Annotated in this window: 17 protein-coding genes; 16 read left to right on the forward strand and 1 reads right to left on the reverse strand. The window is 70.5% G+C overall.

Annotated elements, in window-relative coordinates; all coding sequences use genetic code 11:
• Positions 1-110: 110 nt before the first annotated feature.
• Genes AB0J33_RS05400 through AB0J33_RS05410 form a run of 3 tightly spaced genes read left to right on the forward strand, consistent with a single transcriptional unit; the run spans position 111 to position 1,223 of the window.
• Positions 111-854: a DUF5753 domain-containing protein gene (locus AB0J33_RS05400; protein WP_363610254.1), complete on the forward strand. Its 744-nt coding sequence runs from the start codon at positions 111-113 to the stop codon at positions 852-854.
• Positions 845-1,033, forward strand: a complete 189-nt coding sequence (locus AB0J33_RS05405) for a DUF397 domain-containing protein (protein WP_363610053.1) — start codon at positions 845-847, stop codon at positions 1,031-1,033. Before AB0J33_RS05400 ends, AB0J33_RS05405 begins: the two co-directional genes overlap by 10 nt.
• Position 1,034: 1 nt before the next feature.
• The gene (locus tag AB0J33_RS05410; RefSeq protein WP_363610054.1) at positions 1,035-1,223 is read left to right on the forward strand and encodes a DUF397 domain-containing protein; all 189 of its coding nucleotides are present in this window, start codon (positions 1,035-1,037) and stop codon (positions 1,221-1,223) included.
• A gap of 116 nt (positions 1,224-1,339) precedes the next feature.
• Here the strand turns inward: AB0J33_RS05410 and AB0J33_RS05415 are convergent, their stop codons facing one another.
• The gene (locus AB0J33_RS05415) at positions 1,340-1,852 is read right to left on the reverse strand and encodes an Lrp/AsnC family transcriptional regulator (protein ID WP_363610056.1); all 513 of its coding nucleotides are present in this window, start codon (positions 1,850-1,852) and stop codon (positions 1,340-1,342) included.
• Between the two features lie 214 nt (positions 1,853-2,066).
• Between AB0J33_RS05415 and AB0J33_RS05420 the strand changes: the two genes are divergently transcribed.
• The 13 genes from AB0J33_RS05420 (at position 2,067) to AB0J33_RS05480 (ending at position 15,905) form a co-directional block, all read left to right on the forward strand.
• On the forward strand, positions 2,067-3,251 hold the full coding sequence (locus AB0J33_RS05420; protein ID WP_363610058.1) for a spermidine/putrescine ABC transporter substrate-binding protein: 1,185 nt from the start codon (positions 2,067-2,069) through the stop codon (positions 3,249-3,251).
• A 5-nt stretch (positions 3,252-3,256) separates the two neighbouring features.
• Positions 3,257-4,408 (forward strand): ABC transporter ATP-binding protein, encoded by a 1,152-nt coding sequence (locus AB0J33_RS05425; protein WP_363610060.1) that lies wholly within the window; start codon positions 3,257-3,259, stop codon positions 4,406-4,408.
• Positions 4,409-4,413: 5 nt separating this feature from the next.
• Complete coding sequence (locus AB0J33_RS05430) at positions 4,414-5,313, forward strand: ABC transporter permease (protein WP_363610256.1); 900 nt, start codon at positions 4,414-4,416, stop codon at positions 5,311-5,313.
• The gene (locus AB0J33_RS05435) at positions 5,310-6,146 is read left to right on the forward strand and encodes an ABC transporter permease (RefSeq protein WP_363610062.1); all 837 of its coding nucleotides are present in this window, start codon (positions 5,310-5,312) and stop codon (positions 6,144-6,146) included. The genes AB0J33_RS05430 and AB0J33_RS05435 overlap by 4 nt, the downstream gene beginning before the upstream one ends.
• Before the next feature lie 49 nt (positions 6,147-6,195).
• Entirely contained in the window at positions 6,196-7,617 is a 1,422-nt protein-coding gene (locus AB0J33_RS05440) for an FAD-dependent oxidoreductase (protein WP_363610064.1), read from the forward strand.
• Entirely contained in the window at positions 7,617-8,798 is a 1,182-nt protein-coding gene (locus AB0J33_RS05445; RefSeq protein ID WP_363610066.1) for a saccharopine dehydrogenase C-terminal domain-containing protein, read from the forward strand. Before AB0J33_RS05440 ends, AB0J33_RS05445 begins: the two co-directional genes overlap by 1 nt.
• Positions 8,799-9,067: 269 nt before the next feature.
• Positions 9,068-9,835 (forward strand): G5 domain-containing protein, encoded by a 768-nt coding sequence (locus AB0J33_RS05450; protein WP_363610258.1) that lies wholly within the window; start codon positions 9,068-9,070, stop codon positions 9,833-9,835.
• Positions 9,836-10,108: 273 nt separating this feature from the next.
• The gene (locus AB0J33_RS05455; protein ID WP_363610068.1) at positions 10,109-10,921 is read left to right on the forward strand and encodes a DUF559 domain-containing protein; all 813 of its coding nucleotides are present in this window, start codon (positions 10,109-10,111) and stop codon (positions 10,919-10,921) included.
• A gap of 339 nt (positions 10,922-11,260) precedes the next feature.
• Positions 11,261-11,926, forward strand: a complete 666-nt coding sequence (locus tag AB0J33_RS05460) for a response regulator transcription factor (RefSeq protein WP_363610070.1) — start codon at positions 11,261-11,263, stop codon at positions 11,924-11,926.
• 29 nt (positions 11,927-11,955) lie between these two features.
• Positions 11,956-12,987, forward strand: coding sequence for an ATP-binding protein (locus AB0J33_RS05465; RefSeq protein WP_363610072.1), 1,032 nt, complete (start codon positions 11,956-11,958; stop codon positions 12,985-12,987).
• A 73-nt stretch (positions 12,988-13,060) separates the two neighbouring features.
• The gene (locus tag AB0J33_RS05470; RefSeq protein ID WP_363610074.1) at positions 13,061-14,104 is read left to right on the forward strand and encodes a pyridoxal-phosphate dependent enzyme; all 1,044 of its coding nucleotides are present in this window, start codon (positions 13,061-13,063) and stop codon (positions 14,102-14,104) included.
• Positions 14,101-15,231 carry a D-alanine--D-alanine ligase family protein gene (locus tag AB0J33_RS05475; RefSeq protein WP_363610076.1) on the forward strand — a complete coding sequence of 377 codons (1,131 nt, stop codon included), beginning with the start codon at positions 14,101-14,103 and terminating at the stop codon, positions 15,229-15,231. The genes AB0J33_RS05470 and AB0J33_RS05475 overlap by 4 nt, the downstream gene beginning before the upstream one ends.
• Positions 15,228-15,905, forward strand: a complete 678-nt coding sequence (locus tag AB0J33_RS05480; RefSeq protein ID WP_363610078.1) for a M15 family metallopeptidase — start codon at positions 15,228-15,230, stop codon at positions 15,903-15,905. The genes AB0J33_RS05475 and AB0J33_RS05480 overlap by 4 nt, the downstream gene beginning before the upstream one ends.
• Positions 15,906-15,941: the final 36 nt, after the last annotated feature.

Below are 15,941 nucleotides of genomic sequence, written 5' to 3' on the forward strand. Positions count from 1 at the left end.
GTATCGAGCGGCATGACAGCGCGGCGGCCGGGCGGGGGATCCGGGTCTTCCGCCACCGCTCTGAGGAACGACGGGAGGGCCCGGTGGCGAACGAGGCGTTGCGGGTGGCGATGGCCGAGGCGGGGGAGACGGTCGAGTCGCTGGCCGAGAAGGTCCGCGTCGACCCCAAGACGGCGGGTCGGTGGCTCGCGTCGGGACGCATCCCGCATCCGCGTACCCGGGTGGCGGTGGCCGAGGTTCTGCGCCGGGAGGCGGCCGACCTCTGGCCGGAACCGTTCCGCCGCCGCGACCTGCCGTGGTTCCGCCCGTGGGCCGAGCTGGAGCAGGACGCCACCTCGCTTCGGTCGTACCAGCCGCTGCTGGTGCCGGGCCTACTCCAGACCGAGGAGTACGCCCGCGCGATCCTGAGCACCGGAGGGTTGGTCGCACCGTCCGAGGTGGACCAGATCGTGGCAAGCCGCATTGAGCGGCAGGCGGTCCTGTGCCGCGACGCCCCACCGCAGCTCGTGGTGGTTATCGACGAGGTGGTGCTGCGGCGGCCGGTCGGCGACGGGTCCGTGATGGCCGGGCAGCTGGCCCATCTCGCAGGCGTGGCCGGGTGGGAGCACGTGCAGGTCCGGGTCATTCCGGCCGAGAGTCCGTGGCACACCGGTCTGGCCGGGCCTTTCGTGCTGGGTCGGCTGCCCGACGGGACCGAATTGGCGTATCTCGACAACCAGCTTCGCGGTCAGGTCGTGACCGAGCCCCTCGACGTCGCTAGCCTGGGACGCAGGTGGGAGAGCGTCACCGGTGAGGCGTTCCCCCAACGCCGGTCGATCGAGCTGATCAGGGAAGTGGCCACGACATGGACATGACCGACGCCCGCTGGCGCACCGCGACCCGCAGCAGCAACAACGGCGGTGACTGCGTCGAGGTGGCCGACAACCTGCCCGGCCGGGTGCTGGTGCGCGACAGCAAGGACCGCGACGGCGGCACCCTGACCTTCGCCCCGACCAGTTGGCGTTCCTTCGTCGAGCAGTTGCGGCAGGGTTGACATGACCGACGCCCGCTGGCGCACCGCGACCCGCAGCAGCAACAACGGCGGTGCCTGCGTCGAGGTGGCCGACAACCTGCCCGGCCGGGTGCTGGTGCGCGACAGCAAGGACCGCGACGGCGGCACCCTGACCTTCGCCCCGACCGCCTGGGCGTCCTTCGTCGACGCGGTCCGCGCGGCGGCCCGCTGATCCACTCGGGTTCACGGAAACCGGGGCATCAGAACGACCAGGACACCCCGACTTCCTGCAACTCGAGTCGATCAAGCGCCGCGCAGGCCCGAGCGCCGCGCAGGCCCGAGCGCCGCTCAGGCCGTACCCCAGGTGTAGGTCTGCTTGCGGAGCTTGAGGTAGACGAACGCCTCGGTGGCGAGCACCCCGGGCACCGCGCGCAGCCGTTGCAGGATCTCCAGCAGGTGGTCGTCGTTGCGGCAGACAACTTCGGTGAGCAGGTCGAACGACCCGGCGGTGATCACCACGTAGTCGACCTCGTCCAGCTCGGCCAGCCGGTCCGCGACCGCCTCCAGGTCACCGTCGGTACGCAGGCCGATCATCGCCTGCCGGGGGAAACCGAGCTGGAGCGGATCGGTCACCGCCACGATCTGCATCACGCCGGAGTCGAGCAGCCGTTGCACCCGCTGGCGGACCGCCGCCTCGGACAGCCCGACCGCCTTGCCGATCGTCGCGTACGGGCGGCGGCCGTCCTCCTGGAGCTGCTCGATGATCTGCTTGGCCACGTCATCCAGCAGAGCGTGATTGGCGCCTTCACGGACAGCGATACGGCGACCCCCGTTGCTGTTCTCGTGCTGCCGGTTCGTCATCGTTCGCTCCCATGTACCGAATCGTGATGTCGTGCGGGTATCCCCGCGTAGTCTGGCGTATTTCGTCGTGCATCGCTATTCCCGCAACGGAATCCCTTGTAAGGGAGGTCACCTCATGTCAGGATCAGTCGTCCATGGCACTTGACCTCCCCGACATTCCCGCCGGCGTGCCTCCCCCGTCCCGCCCGCCGACGATGACCCCCTAGGAGTCGTCATGCGTACTCCCCTCCGGCCCCTTTCCCGGCGTGGACTGCTCACCGGCACTCTCGGTTCGGCCGCCCTGCTCACCATGGGCGGCAGCCTTGCGGGCTGCGGCACCAAGGGCGCGCAACAGACCGAGGCTGGCTGCGTCAGCGAGGACCTTTCCGGCACCGAGAAGAAGCTTGCCTTCTCCAACTGGCCGCAGTACATGGACGTGGACGAGAAGGACGAGTCCAAACGACCCAGCCTGGACGAGTTCGTCACGAAGACCGGAATCCAGGTCACCTACACCGAGGACATCAACGACAACAACGAGTTCTTCGGCAAGGTGCAGAACCAGCTCGCCGCCTGCCAGAGCACCGACCGGGACATCATCGTGCTGACCGACTGGATGGCGGCCCGGATGATCCGGCTCGGCTGGATCCAGAAGCTCGACCCGGCGAAGATTCCGAACGTCCAGGCCAACCTGCTTCCGTCGCTGATCAACCGCCCCTTCGACACTGAGAACCGGATCTCCATCCCGTGGCAGTCCGGCCTCGCCGGTCTGGCGTACAACGGCAACGTCACGAAGGAACTGCGCACGGTCGACGAGCTGCTCACCCGCGCCGACCTCAAGGGGAAGGTGACCGCGCTCAGCGAGATGCGCGACACCATGGGCCTGCTGCTCGGGTCGAACGGGCACGACCCGGCGAACTTCACCGCCGCCCAGTTCGACGACGCCCTCAACAAGCTCAAGAAGGCCGTCGACTCCGGGCAGATCCGCAAGTTCACCGGCAACGACTACGCGCCCGACCTGGCCAAGGGTGACATCGCCGCGTGCATCGGCTGGTCCGGCGACGTCATCCAACTCTCCTCAGAGGACGAGAAGGTGCGGTTCGTCGCGCCGGACTCCGGCGTGATGCTCTACAGCGACAACATGATGGTCCCCAACAAGGCCGCCCACCGGGGCAACGCCGAAGCCCTGATCAACTACTACTACGAGCCGGCGGTCGCCGCGAAGCTCGCCGCGTACGTCAACTACATCTGCCCGGTGAAGGGCGCCCAGGCCGAGATGGAGAAGATCGACCCCGAGCTGGCCGCCAACCCGCTGATCTTCCCCGACGAGGCGCTGCTGTCGAAGTCGAAGGTCTTCATGGCCCTCGACGAGAAGCAGGAGAAGGAGTACGAGGGCAAGTTCCAACAGGTCATCGGGGCGTGATCAGGATGGCGCGCGAGACACCCGTCGGCGACCTGCGCCTGGCCAACCTGACCAAGCGGTTCGGCATCTTCACCGCGGTCGACGACCTCAGCCTCACCATCGAGCAGGGCTCGTTCTTCGCGCTGCTCGGCGCGTCCGGCTGCGGCAAGACCACCACGTTGCGGATGATCGCCGGCCTGGAGGAGCCGACCAGCGGCCAGGTGCTGCTCGGTGACACCGACATCGCCCGGCTGCGACCGTACAAGCGGCCGGTCAACACCGTCTTCCAGAGCTACGCGCTCTTCCCGCACCTCACCATCTTCGAGAACGTGGCCTTCGGGCTGCGCCGCCGCGGCATCCGCTCGGTCGACGACGAGGTCACCCGGATGCTGTCGCTGGTGCAGCTCGACGGCTTCGGCAACCGCCGTCCGGCCCAGCTCTCCGGTGGTCAGCAGCAGCGGGTCGCGCTGGCCCGCGCGCTGATCAACCGACCGCAGGTGCTGCTGCTCGACGAGCCGCTGGGCGCGCTCGACCTCAAGCTGCGCCGGCAGATGCAGATCGAGCTGAAGCGCATCCAGACCGAGGTCGGCATCACCTTCGTGCACGTCACCCACGACCAGGAGGAGGCCATGACCATGGCCGACACCGTCGCGGTGATGAACGCCGGCCGGATCGAACAGCTCGGCGCGCCGGCCGACCTCTACGAGTTTCCCGCCACCGCGTTCGTGGCGAACTTCCTCGGCCAGTCCAACCTGCTCGCCGCCGAGGCCGCCGGCGCCACCGGCGGCGACGTGGCGGTGACGGCGCACGGCGCGCGCTTCTCGGTGCCCGCCGGCCGCGCACGGGCCGACCACGGTCCGGTCCACCTGGGGGTACGCCCGGAGAAGCTGATCCTGGTCGGCTCCGCCGCCCAGGTGCCCGCCGGGCATCAGCACGTCACCGGAGTGGTCACCGACGCGTCCTACGTGGGGGTCAGCACGCAGTACCTGCTGCGCACCGGCTGGGGCACCGAGTTGTCGGTCTTCGCCGCCAACAGTGGAACGTCGACGCCGGTGGCGGTCGGCAGCGAGGCCGTGGCGTACTGGGATCCGCAGCACGCGTTCCTGCTGCCCCGCGACGCCACCGACACCGACCGGACGTCGCCGGTGCTCGACGAGCCGGTGGGTGCGTCGTCGTGACCCTCCTGGCTCGCACCGGACCGGGGCAGCCACCGCCCGCGCCACCGGCAGCCCGGTCCGGGCGGCACCGGCTTCTGCCGTACCTCCTGTTGTTGCCCGGCGCGGCCTGGCTGCTCATCTTCTTCGGTGTGCCGCTGGTGCAGTTGGCGGCGGCCAGCCTGTACGACCCCAGCGGCTCGCTCTCCACCGGGTACGCGATGACCTGGGCGGTCGGCAACTACCCCGACGTGGTGCAGGCGTACTGGCCGCAGTTCCTGCGCTCGTTCGGCTACGCCGGGCTGGCCCTGGTGCTGGCGCTGCTGCTGGGCTACCCACTGGCGTACGCCATCGCGCAGAAGGCGGGCCGGTGGAAGAACCTGCTGCTGGTGTGCGTCGTCGCGCCGATGTTCACCAGCTTCCTGGTTCGTACGCTGGCCTGGAAGACGATCCTGTCGGACAACGGCGCCCTCGTCGGTGTGCTGCGCGACGTGCACCTGCTCGCCCCGGACGGCCGGTTGCTGGCCACCCCGTTCGCGGTGGTGCTCGGCCTGACGTACAACTTCCTGCCGTTCCTGGTGCTGCCGCTGTACGCGAGCCTGGAGCGGCTGGACCACCGGTTGCTGGAGGCGGCCACCGACCTGTACGCGAGCGGCGTGCAGGCGTTCCGTCGGGTGACGCTGCCGCTGTCCATGCCCGGCCTGGTCGCCGGCACGCTGCTGTTCTTCATCCCGGCCAGCGGTGACTACATCAACGCGGAACTGCTCGGCACCCCGAACGAATACATGATCGGCAACGTCATCGACTCGGCGTTTTTGGTCCGACTGGACTACCCGCAGGGCGCCGCGCTGTCGTTCCTGCTGATGGCGGCGATCCTCGCGGTGGTCTTCGGCTACCTCCGTCGGGCCGGCACGGAGGAGGTGCTGTGAGGGTTTCGCGCTGGCTGGCGGACCGCTGGGTGATGATCGTGGCGTTGCTGGTGCTCGGCTACCTGGCTTTGCCGATCCTGGTGGTGGCGGCGCTGTCGTTCAACCGGCCGTCGAGCCGGCTGTCGTACGACTTCAACGAGTTCACCCTGGACAACTGGCGGCAGCCCTGCGCCACCTCGGACATGTGCGACGCGGTGGTCCGCAGCGTGCAGATCGGCTTCCTCGCCACCGTGGTCGCCACCGTCCTCGGCACCCTGATGGCGTTCGCGCTGGTCCGGCACCGCTTCCGCGGCCGGTCCGGGATCAACGTGCTGATCTTCCTGCCGATGGCCACACCCGAGCTGGTGATGGGCACGTCGTTGCTGGCCCTGTTCGTGTCGGCGGGCGTACCGCAGGGCTTCTGGACCATCGTGATCGCGCACGTGATGTTCTGCGTGTCGTTCGTGGTGGTCACGGTGAAAGCGCGGCTCGCCGGAATGGACCGGCGGCTGGAGGAGGCCGCCATGGACCTCTACGCCAACGAGTGGCAGACCTTCCGGCGGATCACCCTGCCACTGGTGCTGCCCGGCATCGTGGCCGCCGCACTGCTGGCCTTCTCGTTGAGCTTCGACGACTTCATCATCACGAACTTCAACGCCGGCACCACCGTCACGTTCCCGATGTACGTCTGGGGCGCCGCCCAGCGTGGCATCCCACCGCAGGTCAACGTCATCGGCACCGCGATGTTCGCGATCGCGCTGCTGCTCGTGGGCCTCAGCTCGCTGCGTGGTCGCCGGGCCCGCCGCGCCGCACTGCTGGCCGGGTCGTCCAGTCACCTGCGTCGGTCGTCATGACGCTCCCGCATCCGGTTCGACTGTTCGATCGTCCGACCGGTGGGCCGTCGTGACGCTCCCGCATACCGGGCGGGCGCTGGCCGACGCGGCACCCGTGCCGTACTGGCTCGACCGCCCGGACCGTCCCGACCCGTTGCCGCCGCTGCACGGCCCGCACTCCGCCGACCTGCTGGTGATCGGCGGCGGTTACAGCGGGCTGTGGGCCGCGCTGCTGGCGAAACAGGCCGACCCCGACCGGGACGTGCTGCTCGTCGACGCCGGGACGTGCGGTTGGGCCGCGTCCGGCCGCAACGGCGGTTTCTGCGCCGCCTCGCTCACCCACGGCCTCGCCAACGGCGTCGACCGGTTCCCCGACGAGGTCGGTGAGCTGGAACGCCTCGGCCGGGAGAACCTGGACGCCATCGCCGCCACCGTGGCCGCCTTCGACATCGACTGCGACTTCGAACGCACCGGCGAGTTGGCGGTCGCCGTCGAGCCGTACCAACTCGACGGGCTGGCTGCCGACGCCGACCTGGCCCGCCGGTACGGCCACCGGGTACGGCTGCTCGACCGGGACGAGGTACGCGCCGAGGTCAACTCGCCGACGTACCTCGGTGGCATGTTCGACGCCGACCGGGTCGCCATGGTGGACCCGGCGAAGCTGGCCTGGGGGCTGCGCCGCGCCTGCCTCGACCTCGGCGTACGCCTGCACGAACACACCCGGGTCACCGGCCTGCGCGCCGACGGCGCCGCCCTGCGCGCGGCGACGACCGGCGGGCCGGACGGCGCGCCCGGCTCGGTGCGGGCACGCCGGGTCGTGTTGGCCACCAACGCCTTCCCACCGCTGCTGCGCCGGCTGCGGGCATACCTGGTGCCGGTCTACGACCACGTGCTGATGACCGAACCGCTCACCCCGGCGCAGCGGGACGCCATCGGTTGGCGCAACCGGCAGGGGCTTGCCGACACGGGCAACCAGTTCCACTACTACCGGATCACCGCCGACGGGCGGATCCTCTTCGGCGGCTACGACGCCGTCTACCACTACGGCAATCGGGTCGCCCCGCAACTGGAGCAACGCCCGGCCACCTTCACCGCCCTCGCCCGCCACTTCTTCACCACGTTTCCGCAGCTCGCCGACCTGCGGTTCAGCCACCGCTGGGGCGGCGTCATCGACACCTGCACCCGGTTCTGCCCGTTCTTCGGCACCGCCTACGGCGGCCGGCTGGCGTACGCGGCCGGCTACACCGGCCTGGGCGTCGGGGCCACCCGCTTCGGCGCCCGGGTGCTGCTCGACCTGCTCGACGGCGGGAACACCCCGCTGACCCGGCTCGACCTGGTTCGCCGCAAGCCACTGCCGTTCCCGCCGGAACCCGCCCGCGCGATCGGCATCAATCTCACCCGCTGGTCACTGGCCCGCGCCGACGCGCGCGAGGGCAGGCGCGACCTCTGGCTCCGTACTCTCGATCGTTTCGGTTTGGGGTTTGATTCCTGATGCGTGTCCTCCTCGTCGGCGCCGGTGGCGTCGGCTCCGCCGCCGTAGCCATCGCCGCCCGACGAACCTTCTTCGAGACCATGGTGGTCGCCGACCACGACCCCGCCCGCGCCGAACGCGCGGTCGCCGAGCACGGCGACCGGTTCGTCGCCGCCCAGGTGGACGCCTCCTCCGCCGACGCGGTGACCGCGCTGTGCCGGGAGCACCGGATCACGCACGTGCTCAACGCCGTCGACCCACGGTTCGTCATGCCGATCTTCGACGGCGCGTTCGCGGCCGGCGCGGACTACCTGGACATGGCGATGTCACTGTCGCACGCCGACACCGGGGTGCGGCTCGGCGACGAACAGTTCGCCCAGGCCGACTCCTGGTCGGCGGCCGGTCGGCTGGCGCTGTGCGGCATCGGGGTCGAGCCCGGCCTCTCCGACGTGTTCGCCCGCTACGCCGCCGACGAACTCTTCAGCGAGATCGACGAGATCGGCGTCCGCGACGGGGCGAACCTCACCGTCGACGGGTACGACTTCGCGCCCTCGTTCTCCATCTGGACCACCATCGAGGAGTGCCTCAACCCGCCGGTCGTCTGGGAACGGGACCGGGGCTGGTTCACCACCGAACCGTTCTCCGAGCCGGAGGTCTTCCACTTTCCGGAGGGGATCGGGCCGGTGGAGTGCGTCAACGTCGAACACGAGGAGGTGCTGCTCATCCCGCGTTGGGTCAAGGCCCGGCGGGTCACCTTCAAGTACGGACTCGGCGACGAGTTCATCGAGGTGCTCAAGACGCTGCACAAGCTCGGCCTGGACGCGGTCTCCCCGGTGCGGGTACGCGGCGTCGAGGTCTCTCCGCGTGACGTGGTCGCCGCGAGCCTGCCCGACCCGGCCACGCTCGGCGCCCGGATGCGCGGCAAGACCTGCGCCGGCACCTGGGTTCGTGGCCTCGGCCCGGACGGAAAGCCCCGCGAGGTGTACCTGTACCACGTGGTCGACAACGAGTGGTCGATGCGGGAGTACGGGCACCAGGCGGTGGTCTGGCAGACCGCAGTCAACCCGGTCGTCGCGCTGGAACTGCTCGCCGCCGGGGTGTGGGCCGGTGTCGGGGTGCTCGGCCCGGAGGCGCTGCCACCGATGCCGTTCCTCGACCTGCTGAACGCCTACGGGTCGCCGTGGGCGATGGAGGAGCGGTAAGGCAGCGCCGCTGACGGCATCGCGACAGTCGGTCGCCGCCGTTGGACGTCGGGTCGCTTGTCGGTTCGATGCATGGGGATCTGCGGCTTATGTTGGTGCTGGTCCCCGCACGATCGGCCCTGCCCTGCCGGCCTGGAGGTTGCCGTGCCTGTCGACTCGTCGGCCGCAGGCGCGCCCACCGATCTTCCCCGTCGAGCGAAAGGCGAAGGTGACGAGCGCGACGGTGGATATTGCACCCTGTGTTTGCGACGACACTCATCGCCGTGACGATGCAACCACCACAGAACCCGGGGCCGCCGTACCCGCCAACGTTCGGCCAGACGCCCCGACCAAACTGGTTCCGCCGGGCCAGTCCCGCCAGCCGAGCCGCCGTGATCCTCGGCTCGATCACCCTGTCGATCCTGTTGCTCTGCTGCACCGGCACCGCCATCGTCGGCGCGTTGACCGGCGAGCCGGAATCGACCAAGACCGGCACCGCCGCCGAGGAGCCGCAGCAGCCGATCCTGGCGGCGCCCGGCGAGCCGACCGAGGAGACCCCCGGCCAGGAGGTGTCGCCGGTCGCCGCGCCTTCCACCGCGCCCTCGTCGACACCTTCAACCGCGCCCTCGTCGGCGGCGGCCGCGCCCGTGGTGAAGGTGACGACCGCGACCGAGCGGGCCACGATCCGGTACGGCGAGCGGACCGTCAAGGACTCGTCGCTGGCCGAGGGCAAGCGGGTCGTCCGCACCAGGGGTGTGAACGGCGTACGGACCCTGACGTACCAGGTCACCACCACGGACGGCGTGCAGACGAGCAAGAAGCTGGTCACCTCCGTCGTCACCAAGAAGCCGGTGACCCAGGTCGTCGCCGTCGGCACCAAGAAGCCGCAGTCCTCGAAGTGCGACCCGAACTACAGCGGCTGCGTCCCGATCGCCAGCGACGTCGACTGCGCTGGTGGCAGTGGCAACGGCCCCGCCTACGTCAGCGGACCAATCCGAGTGATCGGCGACGACATCTACGACCTGGACCGAGACGGCGACGGCACAGCCTGCGACTAACCCCCACCCCGCCCCACCCCCGCGCCACCCCCGCGATCTTGCACTTTCTGTTGTCGATATGACCGATAAAGAGCTAAAGGTGACCACAGAAGGTGCAAGATCGCGGGGGTGGGGGCGGCGGGGGTGTGTGGGGCTAGCACGGGAGGGGGTGGGACTGGGGGTTGTCCACAGGTGGGCTCGTTTTCCACAGGTGGAGGCTGCGGGGCATTCCTGGGGCCCCGGATTGGTCAGCCTGCTGTCATGGCTACTCAGTTGTGGCGTACCGACGCACTGATGCGGGAGCTCACCATCGGGCGGATCCGTACGCGGCTCGATCGTGAGGACCTGCTGCGTGTGCGCAGAGGGGTCTACGCCGACAAGCCCTGCGACGACGACGACGAAATCCGTGCTCTGATGCTCCGGCTACCCGATGGGGCGATGTTGGCGAGGCAGAGTGCCGCTCGCCGATACGGCTTCGGGGTGCTGCGCGACGATTTGATCCACATCCAGTTGCCCGCGGAGGCGCCGAAGCCCCGCCTGCCCGGTGTGGTCGTCCACCGGACGGTGCTACCCGCTCGGCCGGTCTTCGTCGCAGGTCTACCCTGCGTGCCGGCGGCCCGCTGTGCAGTCGACCTGGCCCGCGCCGTCCGGCGGCTCGACGCGCTCCCGGTCCTCGACGCTGCGCTCCGGTCGGGTTCGGTCAGCCAGGATGACCTGCTGGCGGAGGCCGCCGCACACAACGCGCTGCGTGGCGTACGCCAGGCCCGGCAACTCATACCGCTGGCTGATGGCCGGGCCGAATGCCGACAGGAAAGCCAACTGCGGCTGATCCTGATCGACGGAGGGCTGCCCCCGCCGGAGCCGCAGCTATGGGTGGCTGACCGCCACGGCATCCCTCTATACCGGCTCGATCTGGGCTACCGGGAACGCCGGATCGGCATCGAGTACGACGGGCTGTCGCACCTCGACCGTGACCGGCTCAGGCACGACCGAGAGCGCATCAACTGGCTCCAATCAGCAGGCTGGCGAATGCGCTATTTCACCGACCGTGACCTCTACCGCCGCCCAGAACACATCAAAGCCACCATTCGTGCCGCCCTCACCTAACCCGCTCCACCCCCACCCCCACCCCCACCCCCACCCCCACCCCCACCCCCACCCCCACCCCTACCTCCCGCCGATCTTGCAGTTTCTGTCCCGGCAAATTTGGCTTCAAGGGGCATTTGGGCAACAGAAACTGCAAGATCGGCGGTGTGGGGGGTGGGGGTTGTGGGGGACGGGGGGTGCAGGTGGTGGGGGGCGGGTACGAAGGCGACATCTCCTGGCTGGGGGTGGTTTGCCCACTGGACGCTCGCGTGGAGGATGGCTGCTGCGGGTGCTTACAGAACCCTTAACCCGGGCCTGAGACGGTATGCCGGGCAAGCCGAACTCGGGGGAGCGGAAGACGTGCGGGTGCTGGTGGCGGACGACGAGCGGTTGTTGGCGGACACGGTGGCCGAAGGGCTGCGCCGCCTCTCGATGGCCGTCGACGTCTGCTACGACGGTGACGGTGCGCTGGAGCGGGTCGGGGTGCACCGGTACGACGTCGCCGTGCTGGACCGGGACATGCCCGGGCACACCGGCGACGAGGTGTGCCGCAGCATCGCCGACTCGCAGGTCGGTACGCGGGTGCTGCTGCTCACCGCGGCGGCCGGCATCCGGGACCGGGTGGAGGGTCTCGGCCTCGGCGCGGACGACTACCTGACCAAGCCGTTCGCCTTCGCCGAGTTGGTGGCCCGGGTGCAGGCCCTCGGTCGACGGTCCGCGCCGGCGCTGCCGCCGGTGCTCGCGCAGGACGGCCTGGTGCTGGACGTGGGCCGGCACGTGGCCACCCGGGACGGCCGCCCGCTCGCGTTGAGCCCGAAGGAGTTCGCGGTGCTGCACGTGCTGCTGCGCGCGGACGGTCAGGTGGTCAGCGCGGAGGAGTTGCTGGAGCAGGCCTGGGACGAGTTCGCCGACCCGTTCACCAACGCCGTACGGGTCACCGTGATGACCCTGCGCAAGAAGCTCGGCGATCCCGCGATCATCCACACCGTGCCGAAGGCCGGCTACCGCATCGGCGGTACGGCGTGAGCTGGACGCCCCGACGTCGCGTGCTGCTGGTGGGACTGCTGGCGCTGCTGGCCGGGCCGGTGCTGCCGACGATGGGCAAGTGGCTGACCGGGTTGACCTGGACCTGGGGGCAGCAGTTCTGTGACCTGCCGATGCCCGGGTTGTCGACGATGTGCCGGGACGTGCGACCGGGGGCGTTCATGCTGCCCCTGGTGGCCGTGCTGCTGGTGACGGTGGCCGCCCTGGTGGGGCTCTGGTTCGCCGCCGTGTGGTGCCTGCGCCCGGTCGCTGACCTGGCCGGGCCGATCGGGCATCTCGGCCCGCAGAACCTCGGTCACCGCATCCGGCCCCGGGGCCGCGACGAACTGGCCCGGCTGTCCCGGGCGATCGACGAGATGATGGAACGCGTCTCCGCCGGGTACGAGGGGCAGCGGCGGTTCGCGGCGAACGCCTCGCACGAGCTGCGTACGCCGCTGGCCGTGCAGCGGACGCTCATCGAGGTCGGCATGGCCCGGGCGCTCACCGGCGAACAGTTGGAGTTGCTGACCGGCCAGCTGCTGGAGACCAACGAGCGCAACGAACGCCTGATCGAGGGCCTGCTGGCGCTCAGCGAAAGCGACCAGGGCCTGCGTTCGCGGATTCCACAGCGGCTGGACACCGTCGTCGAGTCGGTGCTCGCGGGGTACCTGGACCGCGCCCGGGATGCCGAAGTCACCATCGAGACCCACCTCGAGCCCCGGGTCGTCGTCGGCGAGCGGGTGCTGTTGGAGCGCCTGGTCACCAACCTGGTGGAGAACGGGATCAAGTACAACCGGGCGGGCGGCTCGCTGACCGTCGTGGTGGGCCAGGTACCCGCGCTGTCCGTGGTGAACACCGGCCAACCCGTACCGGCCGAGGCGGTGGCCGGGCTGTTCGAGCCGTTCCGCCGGCTTGCCCGGGACCGGACCTCGCAGGGCGGTGGGGCCGGCCTGGGTCTGGCCATCGCCCGTTCGATCACGCAGGCGCACGACGGCATCATCGCGGCCCGGCCCGCCGAGTACGGCGGCCTGCGGGTCGACGTCCAGCTACCCACCGTGACCTAACGCTTCCACCCACCGTCACCGGGGTCCAGGTACCGCTGGATCCCGCCCGTGGTGTGCCCGAAAAGGAGAAACCATGTCACGCACCGTTGACCAGGCTCGGGTCGATGTCGAGGAGGCCACCCGCTGGCTCGCCGGCCGGGTGGTCCGTACCCCCGTGCTGCGGTCCCCGGTGATCGACGAACTCGCCGGAGCGCGGGTCCTGCTCAAGGCGGAGAACCTCCAGAACGGCGGCTCGTACAAGATGCGCGGCGCGCTGCGCGCGGTCGGCCGCCTCGCCGCGGCCGGCCACACCGGGGTGATCGCGCAGAGCACCGGCAACCACGCGGTGGCCGTGGCGTTGGCGGCGCGGCAGTTCGGGCTCTCGGCGACCGTGGTGCTGCCGGTCGACGCCGCACCGACGAAGGTCGACCGGGCGCGGGCGGCGGGGGCGCGGGTGGTGTTCGCCGGCACCGCCGTCGAGGAGCGGGTGGCGGTGGCCGCCGGGCTCAGCGACGAGAGCGGTCATGCCGTCGTCGACGCGTACGACCACCCGGACGTGATCGCCGGGCAGGGCACGGCCAGCATGGAGTTGATCGAGGAGGCCGAGCGCGCGGGCACGCCGCTGGACGCGCTCGTCGTACCGGTCGGCGGCGGCGGTGGGGTCGCCGGCGCGTGCCTGGCCGCCGTCGGCAGGGGCATCGAGGTGTACGGCGTGGAGCCGGTGGGCTGTGACTCGCTCGCCCGCAGCCTGGCGGCGGGTGTTCGTGTCCCGGTCGCCCCGGCGCCGACCATCGCGGACGGGCTGCGGCCGTCCTGCGTGGGGGAGCTGCCGTTCGCCATCGTGCGGAACACCCTGCGCGGGGTGGTCCGGGTCGACGACGACGAGATCGCGGCGGCGTTCCGGTTGATCCTGGCGGAACTCAAGGTGCTGGCCGAGCCGTCCGCGGCGGCGGGTCTGGCCGGCGCACTCCGACTCGCCCCCGAAACGGCGACGCCGATCAGTCGGTATGACGGGATGCCCCAGCAGCGGACGGTCGGTGTGGTGCTGACCGGCGGAAACGTGGAGGCGGCGCTGGTGGCCCGGTTGTTGGGTCCGCAGCCCGTCGAGGTGACGACTGCGGACGGGGTGGCGGCGTGAGCGTGCCGACTCGGATCGGGATCCTGTTCGGCGGGCCGTCGGCGGAGCACGAGGTGTCCGGTGCCTCGGCGCTCGGGGTGGTCCGGGCACTCGCCGGCGGTGGCTATCGCACGGTCGCCATCGGTGTCACCCGCAGCGGTGGTTTTCGGCTGCTGCCCGACGCGTTGCTGACCGAGCTGCGCGACCGGCCGCCCGGCGAGCGGGCCATCGACGACCAGTTGGTGGTGACCGGCCCGGCCGTCGAGTTGCGGGCCGGTCCACGCCCGGGTGTCGTGCAGGTCTGCGCGGCCAACGCGCCCGGCGCGGTGCACGCCGAACTCGACGTGGTCTTCCCGGTGCTGCACGGTCCGTTCGGTGAGGACGGTGTGGTGCAGGGTCTGCTGGAGTCGCTGAACGTGCCGTACGTGGGGTGCGGCATCCTCGCCTCGGCGGTGGGCATGAACAAGGTGGCGATGAAGCGTGCGCTGCGCGCCGAGGGCATCCCGGTGACCCCGTACGTCGCGTTCGACGCGCAGACCTACCGGTCGGCCGAGGACCCGGAGAAGCTGGTACGCGGGCTGAGCCGGCCACTCTTCGTCAAGCCGGCCAGCATGGGTTCCTCGATCGGCATCTCCCGGGTCGGCGAGGGCGACGACCTGGACGCCGCCGTGCGGGAGGCGTTCCGCCACGACCAGCTCGTCCTGGTCGAGCAGGGGGTCGCCGGGCGGGAGTTGGAGTGCGCGGTGCTCGGCGGCTGGCGTCCCGAGGCGTCGGCGGTGGGCGAGGTGCGGGTGGCCGGCGGCTGGTTCGACTACCAGCAGAAGTACTTCGGCGACGCCGACCCGATGATCGTCCCCGCCGTCCTGCCGGACGAGGTGACCGCGCGGATCCGCGAACTGTCGGTACGCGCGTTCGCCGCGATCGGCGGCTGGGGGCTGGCCCGGGTCGACTTCTTCTACGACGAGACGGCCGGCGAGCTGTACGTCAACGAGCTGAACACGATGCCCGGCTTCACCGCGCACTCGATGTACCCGAAGGTGTGGGCCGCCGCCGGTGTCAGCTACCGGGAGGTGGTGGACAGACTCGTCGAGCTGGCCCACGACCGGCACGCGCAACGGCCGGCGAGCGCGGTGGGGAGCGTCCGATGATCCTGCTCTCCGATCCCCGGGTGGCGGCCGTGCCCAGCGCCGACGACGGCGACCCGCTGGTTGACCTGCGTGGACTGCCCGAGCTGCGGCTCGACGGCCGTGCCGCCGACCCGGCCGGGGCGTACGCCCGGCTGCGTGCCGGTGTGGTGGACCGCCTGCTGGCCGCGCAGCGTGCCCTGCCCGCCGGGATGCGCCTGCTGGTCGTCGAGGGCTACCGGCCGTACCGGGCGCAGCTGGCCATCTTCACCGGCTACCGGGACGAGCTGCGCCGACGGCACCCGGACTGGTCGCCGGAGCGGCTGCACCGGGAGACCACCAAGTTCGTCTCACCGGTCGAGGTGGCGCCGCACAGCACCGGCGGCGCGGTGGACCTGACGCTGTGCACCGCCGACGGTGTGGAGCTGGACCTGGGCACGGCGATCGACGCCACCCCCGAGGACAGCGCCGACGCCTGCTTCACCGACGCGCCGACGATCGGCGCCACCGCCCGGTGGCACCGGCAGATCCTGGTGGACGCGCTCGGCGGTGCGGGAATGGTGAACTACCCGACCGAGTGGTGGCACTGGTCGTACGGCGACCGCTACTGGGCGCTGATCACCGGGGCGCCGCGCACCCGGTACGGGCCGGTTGACCTGGCCGCCGCACGATCGATACCCGTACCGGCTGAACGGTAGGGCGCTCCGGTCCGTACCAGGGGAGGAAGGACACCA

The organism is Micromonospora sp. NPDC049645 (assembly GCF_040675155.1).
GTDB lineage: Bacteria > Actinomycetota > Actinomycetes > Mycobacteriales > Micromonosporaceae > Micromonospora.

Coding starts and splice junctions, on each gene's coding strand:
- AB0J33_RS05400 (WP_363610254.1), top strand. CDS start 111: ATGGCCGAGGCGGGGGAGACGGTCGAGTCGCTGGCCGAGAAGGTCCGC.
- AB0J33_RS05405 (WP_363610053.1), top strand. CDS start 845: ATGGACATGACCGACGCCCGCTGGCGCACCGCGACCCGCAGCAGCAAC.
- AB0J33_RS05410 (WP_363610054.1), top strand. CDS start 1,035: ATGACCGACGCCCGCTGGCGCACCGCGACCCGCAGCAGCAACAACGGC.
- AB0J33_RS05415 (WP_363610056.1), bottom strand. CDS start 1,852: ATGACGAACCGGCAGCACGAGAACAGCAACGGGGGTCGCCGTATCGCT.
- AB0J33_RS05420 (WP_363610058.1), top strand. CDS start 2,067: ATGCGTACTCCCCTCCGGCCCCTTTCCCGGCGTGGACTGCTCACCGGC.
- AB0J33_RS05425 (WP_363610060.1), top strand. CDS start 3,257: ATGGCGCGCGAGACACCCGTCGGCGACCTGCGCCTGGCCAACCTGACC.
- AB0J33_RS05445 (WP_363610066.1), top strand. CDS start 7,617: ATGCGTGTCCTCCTCGTCGGCGCCGGTGGCGTCGGCTCCGCCGCCGTA.
- AB0J33_RS05450 (WP_363610258.1), top strand. CDS start 9,068: ATGCAACCACCACAGAACCCGGGGCCGCCGTACCCGCCAACGTTCGGC.
- AB0J33_RS05455 (WP_363610068.1), top strand. CDS start 10,109: ATGCGGGAGCTCACCATCGGGCGGATCCGTACGCGGCTCGATCGTGAG.
- AB0J33_RS05470 (WP_363610074.1), top strand. CDS start 13,061: ATGTCACGCACCGTTGACCAGGCTCGGGTCGATGTCGAGGAGGCCACC.
- AB0J33_RS05480 (WP_363610078.1), top strand. CDS start 15,228: ATGATCCTGCTCTCCGATCCCCGGGTGGCGGCCGTGCCCAGCGCCGAC.